Annotated in this window: 11 protein-coding genes; 5 read left to right on the forward strand and 6 right to left on the reverse strand. The window is 30.9% G+C overall.

Going from position 1 to position 12,794, the window contains the following annotated elements:
- From N5A56_RS11155 to N5A56_RS11170, 4 genes are read right to left on the reverse strand one after another with little or no spacing between them, the layout of a single operon-like run.
- Nucleotides 1–648: an NADH:ubiquinone reductase (Na(+)-transporting) subunit D gene (locus tag N5A56_RS11155; protein WP_265725525.1), complete on the reverse strand. Its 648-nt coding sequence runs from the start codon at nt 646–648 to the stop codon at nt 1–3.
- A gap of 1 nt (nt 649) precedes the next feature.
- A complete protein-coding gene (locus N5A56_RS11160) occupies nt 650–1,396 on the reverse strand; it encodes a Na(+)-translocating NADH-quinone reductase subunit C (protein ID WP_265725526.1) in 747 nt (248 codons plus the stop codon).
- Between the two features lie 2 nt (nt 1,397–1,398).
- Entirely contained in the window at nt 1,399–2,607 is a 1,209-nt protein-coding gene (locus N5A56_RS11165) for an NADH:ubiquinone reductase (Na(+)-transporting) subunit B (RefSeq protein WP_274270406.1), read from the reverse strand.
- A gap of 4 nt (nt 2,608–2,611) precedes the next feature.
- Nucleotides 2,612–3,961, reverse strand: a complete 1,350-nt coding sequence (locus N5A56_RS11170) for a Na(+)-translocating NADH-quinone reductase subunit A (protein ID WP_265725527.1) — start codon at nt 3,959–3,961, stop codon at nt 2,612–2,614.
- A 202-nt stretch (nt 3,962–4,163) separates the two neighbouring features.
- Between N5A56_RS11170 and N5A56_RS11175 the strand changes: the two genes are divergently transcribed.
- The 4 genes from N5A56_RS11175 to N5A56_RS11185 all read left to right on the forward strand — a co-directional run bounded on the left by N5A56_RS11175 (nt 4,164) and on the right by N5A56_RS11185 (nt 6,944).
- A complete protein-coding gene (locus tag N5A56_RS11175; protein ID WP_265725528.1) occupies nt 4,164–5,381 on the forward strand; it encodes a type IX secretion system plug protein in 1,218 nt (405 codons plus the stop codon).
- Between the two features lie 47 nt (nt 5,382–5,428).
- On the forward strand, nt 5,429–5,815 hold the full coding sequence (gene apaG, locus N5A56_RS11180) for a Co2+/Mg2+ efflux protein ApaG (RefSeq protein ID WP_265725529.1): 387 nt from the start codon (nt 5,429–5,431) through the stop codon (nt 5,813–5,815).
- Between the two features lie 137 nt (nt 5,816–5,952).
- Nucleotides 5,953–6,129, forward strand: a complete 177-nt coding sequence (locus tag N5A56_RS17725) for a DUF3667 domain-containing protein (protein ID WP_420793206.1) — start codon at nt 5,953–5,955, stop codon at nt 6,127–6,129.
- A gap of 149 nt (nt 6,130–6,278) precedes the next feature.
- The gene (locus N5A56_RS11185) at nt 6,279–6,944 is read left to right on the forward strand and encodes a hypothetical protein (protein WP_274270407.1); all 666 of its coding nucleotides are present in this window, start codon (nt 6,279–6,281) and stop codon (nt 6,942–6,944) included.
- Here the strand turns inward: N5A56_RS11185 and N5A56_RS11190 are convergent.
- A complete protein-coding gene (locus N5A56_RS11190; RefSeq protein WP_265725530.1) occupies nt 6,898–7,629 on the reverse strand; it encodes an NRDE family protein in 732 nt (243 codons plus the stop codon). The two genes, N5A56_RS11185 and N5A56_RS11190, sit on opposite strands and share 47 nt — an antisense overlap.
- A 157-nt stretch (nt 7,630–7,786) precedes the next feature.
- On the opposite strand from N5A56_RS11190, the gene pruA reads away from it, so the two are divergent.
- The gene (gene pruA / locus N5A56_RS11195) at nt 7,787–9,412 is read left to right on the forward strand and encodes an L-glutamate gamma-semialdehyde dehydrogenase (RefSeq protein ID WP_265725531.1); all 1,626 of its coding nucleotides are present in this window, start codon (nt 7,787–7,789) and stop codon (nt 9,410–9,412) included.
- Between the two features lie 76 nt (nt 9,413–9,488).
- Here the strand turns inward: pruA and N5A56_RS11200 are convergent, their stop codons facing one another.
- Complete coding sequence (locus N5A56_RS11200) at nt 9,489–12,782, reverse strand: reprolysin-like metallopeptidase (RefSeq protein WP_265725532.1); 3,294 nt, start codon at nt 12,780–12,782, stop codon at nt 9,489–9,491.
- Between the last annotated feature and the right edge of the window lie 12 nt (nt 12,783–12,794).

Below are 12,794 nucleotides of genomic sequence, written 5' to 3' on the forward strand. Positions count from 1 at the left end.
TTAGTTATCTTCAATTAATGCTTCGTTTCTACTACGTTGAATCCAAATGATAATTCCAACAACTATTAATGCCATAGGTGCTAACAACATAAATCCGTTATTTTCATATCCTATAGAATACAATCCTGTTTTCTCAATTGGGTCTCCCAAAACTTTAAATCCTAATAAAGTACCAGAACCTAATAACTCTCTAAAAAATCCTACTAAAATTAAGATTACACCATAACCTACTGCATTTCCTATTCCATCTAAGAAAGAACGCCAAGGTCCGTTTGCCAAAGCAAAAGCTTCAAAACGTCCCATAATAATACAGTTTGTAATAATTAAACCAATAAAAGCTCCTAATGTTTTACTTAATTCATAAGCATAAGCTTTTAATACTTGATCTACAATAATTACTAATGTTGCTACAACAATAAGTTGTGCAATAATTCTAATTTTTGAAGGAATAATATTTCTCATTAAAGAGATTACAACATTTCCTACTCCCATCACAAACAATACAGATACTGCCATTACAATTGAAGCTTTTAACTCTGCTGTAATTGCTAATGCAGAACAAATACCTAATACTTGAATTGTAATTGGATTGTTATCTGCAAATGGATCTGTGATTAATGCTGCGTCTTTTTTTGATAAAAGTCCCATATTAATTTGTTTTTAAAGTGTTAAAGAATGATACATATTTTTTCAACTCAGACTTAATCATTGCTGAAACTCCATCACCAGTAATTGTTGCACCAGCAATTGCATCTACTTCATTATCTGTTTTATCTTCGTTCTTAGGATCGTTATTAGATTTAGAAATTGCAATTCCTTTAAAACTACCATCTTTCATCAAATGCTCTCCAATAAAATCATCCATAAAATAACGTTGTTTAATGTTTGCACCTAAACCAGCTGTTTCTCCTTTATGATCGAAATATGCTCCTTGTACAACCATGTTTGCATCCATAGCAACATAACCCCAAACTGCATCCCAAAGACCTTTACCTCTAATTGGTGCTATATAAAATGTTTTACCATCTTTTTCGCCGACAAACAAAGGCAATCTTCTTACTTTACCTTCTTTTGCTAAAGTTTGTTCTTTTTTAAGATCTATTAAATAAGCCTTAGCATCTTTAGTAACATCTGTTCCTTTAATTACTAATTGTTTTTTAATATATTTAGAAAATTCGGCAGCTACTTTATCTTTAGATACAAAGATTGCGCTGGTTTCATCATTTTCATTTACGCCCATTGCGTATAATATATTTTGTTGCTTTTCTATACGTTTATTCTCATCTATTGTTGGTTTTAACGATGATGCGAAAAACGCTAGTATTGCTCCTACTACTATCACCATACCTGTGGCGAATAATAATGTATATGAATTACTATCTGTGTTTTTAGACATAACTAGGCAGTTTTGGCTTTTAAACGTTTCTTTCTTCTTTTTACATTTCCTTGAACCACATAATGGTCTATTGTAGGTGCAAAAACGTTCATTAATAAAATTGCTAACATTACTCCTTCTGGATATGCAGGATTAAATACACGTATCATAATTGATATAAACCCAATTAAGAAACCGTAAATCCATTTTCCTTTATTAGTTTGTGATGCTGTTACAGGATCTGTAGCCATAAATACTGCTCCGAATGCAAAACCACCAATTAATAAGTGATGCCAAAAAGGAGTGTTCATTAAACTATAAAACTTACTGCTTTCTGCAATAATACCTGCATCTGCAATTTGGTTAAAAATGATTCCCATTGCTAATGCTCCTAATGAAGCACTTAACATAATTCTCCAGCTTCCTATTTTAGAAAAAATTAAGAAAAGACCTCCTAATACAATTAATAAAGTAGAAGTTTCTCCAACAGAACCAGGTATAAAACCTAAAAACATATCCCAAGTAGAATACACTATCTCTTTACCTTGTGCTAAGCTACCTAAAACAGTTTCTCCAGAAATTGCATCTGCTGTTCCTGTTCTTTCTACAGCTCCAGTAACCCAAACTTTATCTCCAGACATCCAAGTTGGATATGCAAAAAATAAAAATGCTCTAATTGTTAAAGCAGGATTTAAGATGTTCATTCCTGTACCTCCAAAAACTTCTTTTCCGATAACAACACCAAAAATTACAGCCACAGATAACATCCATAATGGAGTATCTACAGGTACAATTAAAGGAACTAACATACCAGTTACTAAATATCCTTCCTCTACTTCATGTCCTTTAATTACTGCAAAAATGAATTCTACAATTAATCCAACTCCATAAGAAACAAGTACTAAAGGTAATATTTTAGCTGCTCCAATAAATAAGTTATCTAAGTTCCAGAATTCTCCCGAAAAGAAAGACATTCCAGATGTAAAGTTTCCGTTTACAGCTACATTATGCTGAAAACCTGCATTAAACATACCGAAAATTAAACATGGCACCATTGCCATAATTACAATATTCATTGTACGTTTTAGATCGTCTGCCGCTTTTATATGAGTTCCTCCATGAGTCGTCTCATTTGGCAAATATAAAAAGGTATGGATTGCATTAAATGCAGGTGCCATTTTAGTCCCTTTATATTTCTCTTTTAAATTATGTAAATTTTGTTTTAAGCCCATAATCTTATCCTAATTCTTCTCTCATTAAATCTAACCCTTCACGAATGATTTTCTGATGTGGTTGTTTTGATACACAAATAAATTCTGTTAGAGCAAAATCTTCCGGTGCAATTTCATAAGCTCCTAAAGCTTCCATTTCATCTAAATCTTTATACATACATGCTTTTAATAATTGCATTGGATAAATATCTAAAGGAAAAACATCTTCATAAGAACCAGTAACAACAAATGCTCTGTGCTCACCGTTTGTATTTGTATTTAAATCATATTTTTTCTTTGGTGTTAACCAAGAAAAAGTAAATGCTCTAGAAGTTGAAACCTTATTAAAAACTGGCTTATTCCATCCAAATAACTCATAATCATCCCCTTCAGGAATTGCAGTTATTTGATTATCATAATACCCTAAAAATTCATCTTCACTTACTTGCTTTCCAGAAAGTACGTTTCCACTAATTATTCTTGTATTATCATTCTCTAAATTATTTGCAGTAACATCTGCAACAGTTGCTCCAGCAATAGCTGTTACGTATTGCGGGTTACTAAATTTAGAACCCGTTAAAGCAATTGTTCTTGTTGCATTAAACTTACCTGTTAATAGCAATTCACCAATAACAACTAAATCTTCTGGAGTTAATACCCAAACGACTTCACCTTTATTAATTGGATCTATGTTTGCAATTTGTGTACTTACATTTCCTGAAGGATGCGGCCCTGAAACTTTATGAGTTTCTACACCAGATAAACTTGCCAATGGAGAATTAGAGTTTACACTAACAGAAATATGAACTTTACCTTCTGTTAATTTAGAAACAGCATTTATAGCTGCTTGCAACTCTGCTTCTTTACCAGCCAAAGTATAATCTAAATCTGCAGCTAAAGGTGCACTTGCATAACCAGAAACAAAAATTGCTTTTGGCGCTTGGTTAGGGTTGGCTACAACATCATAAGGACGCTGTTTTACAAATGGCCAACAACCTGAACTTAACAAGTGGTTTTTAACTTCTTCTGCAGACATTTTTAATGCATCTTTTGCACCAAAATCTGTATGAACTTGTTTTGCATCTGCAGCAATTTTAACTGCTAATACTTTTCTTCTTGCTCCACGAATTACTTCTACAACTTTACCAGATACAGGGCTTGGAAATAAAATGCGTTCATCACTTTTTGAATAAAAAAGTGTATCTCCTGCTTTTACTTCTGCTCCCTCTTTGGCAACAAGTTTTGGTGTAATTCCATGAAAATCTTCTGGTTTAACTGCATAAACACTACTTAAAGAAATATTAGTAGTCTTTTTTTCTGCAGCACCAACAAGCTTAATATCTAAGCCTTTTTTAATACGAATGTCTTTTGACATAGTAAATTTGGAATTTTAATTATCTAAAAAAATCATGCAAATTTACGTTTTTTAAGGATTATTTCTAATATTTTTAGAACGTTATATTTACTTTAAATTATTATTTATATTCGTTCTAAACAATTTTAAGTCTGAAAAAAATATATTATAAGTTTTGGCTTAAATTTTGATTAATAAACTAAATGAATACTATTTTTGTTAAATGCTAAAAAAACTCACGTTTTTATTCCTATTTACTATTTGTCTAAATTCTTTTAGTCAAACAATAAAATCAGTTCAATTAAGGCCAAAACAAGAAAATAATTTTTCTTCAATTGTTCCTCTAGGAACAATTTTAGAATTATCTTTTGATGATTTAGGCGCAGATAGCAAAGATTACCAATACAAAATTGAGCACATGACTCATGATTGGCAAAGAAGCAGATTACTTTCTAGTCAATTTATAGACGGGTTCGATCAAAGCACTATTTTAGAAGTAACAAATTCTTTTAATACTTTTCAAAATTACACACATTATAAGGTTGAAATCCCGAATATAAATACTGTAATTACTAAAAGTGGAAATTATCTTTTATCAATCTTAAATGAAGATGATGAAGTTGTTTTTACAAGAAAGTTTGTACTATATGAAAAAGCTGCTACAATTGGAGTAACAGTATCTAGAAGTAGAAACGCAAAAACCATTAACACACAACAAACTATTGAATTTACAGTAAATCACCCAAACTTAAGAATTAACAATCCATCACAAGAAGTAAATGTTGTTGTATTAAAAAATGAAAATTGGAACGAAAAAATAAACAACATACAACCTACCTTTTTTAAACAAAATCAGTTAAAATACACTTACAGAAACAAAACAAACTTTTGGGGAGGAAATGAATACTTAAATTTTGACAGTAAATTTATTAGAAACAAAAGTGTTAATGTTGTAAAAATAGAAATGAAAGACATCTCTCATCAATATTTATATCCAGAAACCTACAATCCAAACAAACAATATAAATACAACCCAGACATTAATGGACAATTTGTGATTAGAACTCTAGATGCTAATATTGCTACAACAGAGGCAGATTACGCGATGATGCATTTTACCCTATATGCAGATGAACCTTTTATTGAGGAAGAAGTATTTGTGTATGGCGCTTATAATAACTTTAAAATTGAGGAAGAAAACAAACTTTATTACAATTTTGAAGATAAAAGCTATCAAGGAAAAATTTTACTTAAACAAGGTTTTTACAATTACACTTTTGCCACTGTTGATAAATATAAGACCATAAATTCTAATAAAATTAATGGAACATTTTACCAAACAGAAAATCAATACACAGTAATTGTTTACTTTAAACCTTTCGGTGGACTTTATGACCGAGTAATTGGTATTGGCTCTGGTTTTTTTAATCAAAACAATTAGAAAAAATTGATTTGTCGTTTTTAAACAAAAAAACTACATTTACTGTAATGATTCAACAAGTAACTAAAGGGATTAAAATTTCTGTTAAAACTAAATTTAATGGCACAAGCTTTAGAAATAATAGATTGTACTATGTATTTGCTTATTTCATTACCATTGAGAATAAATCTTCTGAAACAGTAAAATTGACACATAGAATGTGGGAAATTTTCGACTCTTTAAACAACACTGAAATTGTTAACGGAGAAGGAGTTATTGGACAAACACCAATATTAAAACCTAATGACAATTACTCATACAGTTCTGGATGCTTTTTAGAGTCCAATATTGGTGCTATGAGAGGTTATTACTCTATGGAAAATTTAGAAACTTTTCAAAAATTCAAAGTAATTATACCTACTTTTCAACTTTCAACTCTAGTATTATCAAACTAACCAAAAAGAAAAATAAAGTCATTAAAAGAAAGGATTCAGAATGTTTAAATTGTGGACATCCTTTTAGTGGACAAGAAAAATTTTGTCCAGATTGTGGTCAAGCAAATAAGGGTAATAGAATTACATTTAGAAATTTTATTCATGAAGTTTTTAACGGCCTTTTTAATTTCGACGCTAAATTTTGGAACACTATTATACCTTTATTAATAAACCCTGGTAAAGTTTCTAGAGATTATATTGATGGAAAAAGGCAACGCTACACAAATCCATTTCGATTTTATTTAACAGTTTCTATTATCTTTTTTTACTTGTAGGACTCTCTACAACTATTAGTAAATATGAAGAACTTACAAACGAAAGTAAAGACGACATCGTAGATGTTATTAAAAACGAAGCTACCAAAACAAAAGCTACTTTAACAGAAGAAAAAATTGATTCTATAAAGCAGAACTTAGATAAAGAAATGAAAAATTTTGTTATTCCTGTACCAGAAAGTACAAGAAAACAAATTTTAGAGGAGGTCGAAAAAGAAGCCAAAGACACTACAAAAACAAATAATGACGATTTAAATTTAAATTTTGGAGGAATTACTAGGTTAGATAAATTTATCAAATTTCAAAAAAAACACCCAGACTCTAAGATTGATGTAGCTTTAGATTCTTTAAATTATGATAAGAATTTTACCAATAGATTCTTATACACAAGAGCAAAAACAGCAAACTCATTTACTAAAAACAAAGACAATAGAGAACAGTTTTATAGCCAAATTTTATCGTATGCATCCGTTTCTCTTTTTATTCTTCTACCTTTCTTTACTTTGTTTTTAAAGTTTTTTTATATCAGAAGTAGATTTACTTATGTAGATCACTTGATTTTTGTTTTTCACATTCAAACAGTTTTCTTTATGCTATTTTCTATATTTTATATTTTAGAAATATGTAATCTAAACCCACAACTATGGATTTTTACTTTACTCTTTTTATTATATCTAATAATAGCTATGAAAAAATTCTATAAACAAGGTTATTTTAAAACCTTTATTAAATTTTTGTTACTAAACTTAAGCTATTCTATAGTAGCAACTATTGGTGTAATTTTTGTTTTTCTAATTTCATTTGCAATGTATTAGTCTCACCTTCTAATACATTAGTATATAGAATATCAATTTTAGAGTTTTCTTTTTTAATTGATGTAATACTTACAGTTTCAACATACGACCGTTTCATTTTAATAGAAACGCCTGCATCTCCTAAAGTTTCATTTTTATGAAATTTCAAAATCTCCTCTTGACTAAAGTCATTGTTTTTAAGTAACCAATCTGAAAACCAATTTTTACGACATTGCTTCATTTCTTCTGTATACAAAGAGGAAGAAGACCATATTTTAGGCTCTTTATTTAGTTTTGTAAAATACTTTTGTTCGCCATCCCAAACTAACTCATAAGCATATAATTCATTAGAGTAATCTAATAAAACTAATGTAAATGGTTCAATCTCATCAAAGTTAAAATCATTAATATAATCTATTGCATTTTCAGAAGAAAGTATATTTTTCACTATAATACCTCTACTTAATTTATAATAAGTATTTCTAACATGATTTTTAAAACCCCCGTTTAACAAACAAACAAGTCTATTTTTTTCACTTGCTCCAATCCAAGTTCCGCCAGCTAATTCATCCTTTGGATAGGTTAACTCAACACCATTTTCAACATAAGATTTTGGAGGCTTCGTTTTCCTCATTGGACTTTCATCTCTACTAGAAGTTAAAATAAAATTATTATTTTCCAAAGGAAGATAGGTTAGTGTACACATATTTACTTCTACTTAATTAAGATATTTTTTATATTTTACTGCTATTTTAAAGCTTTTAGCAATTAATGAGCTCAAATATGCAATAAATTTATTGAAACAAAAATTGTAACTTTGCAGCTTTAAAAATTAGTCGATTAAAAACTTAAAATTATACAATATGGCAAGAGGATTTTTTAATGTTCCAAAAGCAGTAAATGAGCCTGTTAAAGGGTATGCTCCTGGTTCTCCAGAAAGAGAAGAATTATTAGCTACCTACAAAACAATGTTTAACAGCAATATTGATGTGCCTATGCACATTAATGGCGAAGAAGTTAGAACAGGAAACACTAAAAACATAACTCCACCACACGACCACAAACATGTTGTAGGACAATATCACACAGCAGATAAATCTCATGTAGACACTGCAATTTCGACTGCTTTGGCTGCAAGAGAAGCTTGGTCTTCTGTTTCTTGGATGGAAAGAGCTTCAATTTTCTTAAAAGCTGCAGAATTATTAGCAGGACCTTATAGAGCAAAAATGAATGCTGCAACAATGATTGCACAATCTAAAAACGTACACCAAGCAGAAATTGATGCTGCTTGTGAAATGATAGATTTCTTCCGTTTTAATGTACAATACATGACGGATATTTTTAAAGATCAACCAGCATCTGCACCAGGAATTTGGAACAGAGTTGAGTACAGACCATTAGAAGGATTTGTATATGCAATTTCTCCATTTAACTTTACATCTATTGCCGCAAATTTACCTGCATCAGCAGCATTAATGGGTAATGTTGTTGTTTGGAAACCGTCTGATCATCAAGCATATTCTGCACAAGTAATTGTAGATTTATTTAAAGAAGCAGGTTTACCAGACGGTGTAATAAACGTTGTTTATGGAGATCCAGTTATGATTTCTGACACTGTTTTATCACATGCAGATTTCTCTGGATTACACTTTACAGGTTCTACATTTGTATTTAAAGAATTATGGAAACAAATTGGTAACAACATTCACACATACAAAACGTACCCAAGAATTGTAGGAGAAACTGGTGGAAAAGATTTTATCTGGGCACACAACTCTGCAAATCCTTTACAAATTGCAACCGCAATTACAAGAGGTGCATTTGAATATCAAGGTCAAAAATGTTCTGCAGCTTCACGCGCTTACATTCCTACTTCAATTTGGGAAGACGTAAAGAAACACCTAGTTACACAAACAAATGAATTAAAAATGGGTTCTCCAGAAGATCCTTCTAATTTTGTTAATGCAGTAATACACGAAGGTTCTTTCGATAAAATTGCAAAATATATTGATCTTGCAAAAGCAGACAAAGATGCCGAAGTTATTATTGGCGGTAATTACGATAAATCTGTAGGTTACTTTATTGAACCAACAGTAATTTTAGCAAAATCGCCAACATTTGCAACCATGACAACTGAGTTATTTGGACCTGTTATGACTATCTATTTATACGAAGATTCAGAATGGGAAGCTTCTTTAAAACTAGTGGATGAATCTACAGAATATGCATTAACCGGAGCCGTTTTATCTACAGACAGATACATTGTAGAAAAAGCATCTAAAGCACTAGAAAACGCTGCAGGTAACTTTTATGTTAACGACAAACCAACTGGTGCCGTTGTAGGTCAGCAACCATTTGGAGGAGCAAGAGCATCTGGAACAAATGACAAAGCTGGTTCTGCTCAAAACTTATTAAGATGGACATCTGTTCGTTTAATAAAAGAAACATTTGTAACACCAACAGACTATAAGTATCCTTTTTTAGGTTAAAATATAAGAACTAAAAAAAGCCTCATCAATAAAATTGATGAGGCTTTTTTTAGTTTTTAAACGGCTATGCAAGTTTTTATTTTATAATCAGTTTTCTAGTTGTCTGTTTATTTCCATTAATTATTTTAACCAGATATAAACCCGCAACGGTATTCTCGAAAAGCACTTTTTTAGAGAAATTAGTAACCATATTTGTATATTCTTTTTCACCAATCATTCTTCCTCTAATATCAAATAACTGAACAGTTAATTTATCTGTATTAACCAATTCTAAATTTAATGTAAATGCTCCTTTAGTTGGATTTGGGTATATATTAAATCCACTAAATGCTATATCTTTTAAAGAAGCCGTATTATCTACCACAATAGTATAATCTTCAGTTTCACCAAATTCAGATGCGTGATCACTATCACAAGCTCCTACTCCATGTGGTGATGAAGTTCCAGTATATTCTACAACAACTCTCATTCTTGTTTCCCCTATTTTAGCATCATTTGGCACAAAAACATCAAATGTTAATGTACTTAAATCATCTAATCCTGTTCCTAAATCATACATTTCTGTAGCTGTATCAAAAACATAATCATTGTTCCAATCTATAAATACAGTACAATTATCTTGATAACCATCTGTATCAAAAGTAACACTTACTTGATGTGTTTCTCCTCTTTTTACAATCGTACTCATAGCTGTATAATCTTCATAACCATCTACCATATCGTTACCAGAATCGTTATTAATTGTATTAAAAGTAACGTTTGTAATATGATCTGCTTCACTAGTAAAATTAGAAGCACAATAAGAAGGTTTTAACGTAGTAAAACTATATACAGAAGAATAAACTCCTTCTCCACAACTATTTTTTGGTTTTATCCTCCAATAATAAATTGTTTCACCAGCTAAATTAGTAGATACATATGAATTTGTCATTACATTTCCACTAGAAACAATAGTAGAAAACCCACTATCTGAAGCTATTTGAACATCGTAAGATGATGCATTTGAATCTGCATCCCACATTAAAACCTCTGTTAACCCAACATCTGTAGCGTCATGTGCTGGGGAAGTTAAAGTAGAAGCCACAAAAGTTTGTGTAGTAACATTTAAGTTTACAGCAATATTTTGATTCACACTTGAACTTCCGGCAACATTAATCGTATATAATTGTGGTGTTGCACCATCAAAATTAGAGATTGTCATAGTAACATTACCATCTGCATTAATAGTTGCAGGGCTAAATGATACTGAAGAGCCTGCTGGTTGCCCAGTTGAAGATAGAGTAACAGATTCAGAAAAACCATTTACAAAATCAAAATTTAAATCATAATCAACTGAAGAACTTCCTGTATTACATGCAGACATTGTTTGATTAGATGTACTAATAATATAAGTTGGTGTTGTAGAGTTAATCGTGAAATTTACTGCATTTACATTATAAAAAATATTATCTACAGCTTCAACCATAATTCTAGCAGATGTTGTACCATTATCTGGTATAACAATATCTTCAGAACCATCATTTGCAGTATTTTCTTTTACCATAATCGGATAAGTTAAACCACCATCTAAAGATAATTTAATATTTACCAATGTACAGTTTATTGGTGCAGCATCAGTTGTTCCTTTTTCCCAAGTAATGGTTTGAGTAGAACCCGTATCCCATGTAACAGCAGTACTAGGTGATGACACTGTAAATGCTTCTGCATTTGTAACTGTAATTTTCATATCATCTCTAGCAGTACTTCCTCCTCCTGCATGGTTATCTCTTACTAATAATGAAAAATTCATAGATCTTGCTGTAGATGGTAAAACTTCCCATTCTGTAGCTGTATTACCAGCAAGAACAGTAGCAATAGCTGGCATATACCTATTTGGAGAAACTGAAGATGGCAAAGACCTAAACGCAGGCCCTCTAAAACTTGTTGAAGCTGGAGGCATAGTAGCATTCTCAGGATCTATTTGTTCCCAGTTATATGTTAAACTTTCTTTACCGTCTACGTCTGTTCCATTACCTTTTAAAACAAAAGGAGTCGATTTTGGAATTATATAATCAGCACCAGCTATTGCAACTGGAGCAGTATTATTAGTATCTGTTTCAACTCCACAGTTTGCAGAAGATTCTATAGTAGACAGCATTTGCGAAATATTTACTGCATGAAAATAATCGTCACTATTACCAGTAGAAGGTCCAACCCCTAAAACATTAGGGCTACAAATACCTGCATATCCCATTATTGTAGAACCACTTCCAGGTTCTACAGCAGTTGAAGCCGTTCTATTACAATCATTATTTTGCGTATGAGTAGCTCCAAATTGATGCCCCATTTCATGCGCAACATAATCAATATCATATGGGTCTCCAACTGGTGAAGCAATACCCGTTACACCTCTTGCTTTTGAACCATCTATACAAACAACCCCTAAACCAGCTAAACCATCACCACCAATACTAAATATATGTCCAATATCATAATTATCATTTCCTATTTTATCATCACAGATAGTTTGAACTTGATTAATCATTGTTTGAGCATTTCCATCAGATATATTATCAAAAAATGCATTAAAGAAAATTACTTTATCGTTGTCATTAACTATTTCCATTTTAACAGCTAAATCTCTTTCAAATACACCGTTAATTCTAGTCATTGAAGTATTCATTGCAGATAAAACTGCTGTTTTCTTTACTTCATCAGATGCAGCATCATCTACGTTTTGTCTAGTTAAATGAAACTGGGCATATTCTGCACTACAAACTAAAGCTAATCTAAAAGTTCTTAACTTTCCGTCATTAGTTTTCTTTGCGCTACTACTCAATTGAAGCTCTTTAGATGAAGCTTCTTCTAATAAACATTCAAATTCTCTATCTTCTTTGCTTAAACTTGTTCTATTATAAACTATATATTCTTGTTTCCTTTTAGAATATGGGTCTATATATAAGGTAGATTCTTTACCTGAAAAAACAACCGCATGAAAACCATCTGTTCCTATACTAATTTTTGCAACAGCAGTTGGGTCATCTATACCTTGTGCTGTATAAGATTTTATTGATGGAAACATTGCTGCTAATTTTGGTGCTAGATTTGATGATTCTTTTAAATTAAATTTTGAAAGTTTACCCTCTGCATTTGGGAGTTCAATTATTTTTTCTTGTCCTTTAGCTCTTAGCACTAAACTTTCCTTAAATTCAGTAAGTTCTAAAGACATTAATTCATAATTAGAAGGGAAGTTTTTCTTCTTATAAATATCATTTTCCTTAAGTAAAGTCTTAGTTTTATCTAACTTTCTCCATTTTTCTTGAGCTGTTGAGTCTTTTACACTTAGAAATAGTGCAGTAAAAACCAATAAAAAAGTAAATTTTATTTTCATAATCGAATATTT

The sequence above is a fragment of the Polaribacter ponticola genome (genome assembly GCF_026191475.2).
GTDB lineage: Bacteria > Bacteroidota > Bacteroidia > Flavobacteriales > Flavobacteriaceae > Polaribacter > Polaribacter ponticola.

Bases quoted from the DNA above. Each gene is read 5' to 3' on its own strand.
- N5A56_RS11155 (WP_265725525.1), bottom strand. From the start codon at position 648: ATGGGACTTTTATCAAAAAAAGACGCAGCATTAATCACAGATCCATTT.
- N5A56_RS11160 (WP_265725526.1), bottom strand. From the start codon at position 1,396: ATGTCTAAAAACACAGATAGTAATTCATATACATTATTATTCGCCACA.
- N5A56_RS11165 (WP_274270406.1), bottom strand. From the start codon at position 2,607: ATGGGCTTAAAACAAAATTTACATAATTTAAAAGAGAAATATAAAGGG.
- N5A56_RS11170 (WP_265725527.1), bottom strand. From the start codon at position 3,961: ATGTCAAAAGACATTCGTATTAAAAAAGGCTTAGATATTAAGCTTGTT.
- N5A56_RS11175 (WP_265725528.1), top strand. From the start codon at position 4,164: ATGCTAAAAAAACTCACGTTTTTATTCCTATTTACTATTTGTCTAAAT.
- apaG (WP_265725529.1), top strand. From the start codon at position 5,429: ATGATTCAACAAGTAACTAAAGGGATTAAAATTTCTGTTAAAACTAAA.
- N5A56_RS11185 (WP_274270407.1), top strand. From the start codon at position 6,279: ATGAAAAATTTTGTTATTCCTGTACCAGAAAGTACAAGAAAACAAATT.
- N5A56_RS11190 (WP_265725530.1), bottom strand. From the start codon at position 7,629: ATGTGTACACTAACCTATCTTCCTTTGGAAAATAATAATTTTATTTTA.
- pruA (WP_265725531.1), top strand. From the start codon at position 7,787: ATGGCAAGAGGATTTTTTAATGTTCCAAAAGCAGTAAATGAGCCTGTT.
- N5A56_RS11200 (WP_265725532.1), bottom strand. From the start codon at position 12,782: ATGAAAATAAAATTTACTTTTTTATTGGTTTTTACTGCACTATTTCTA.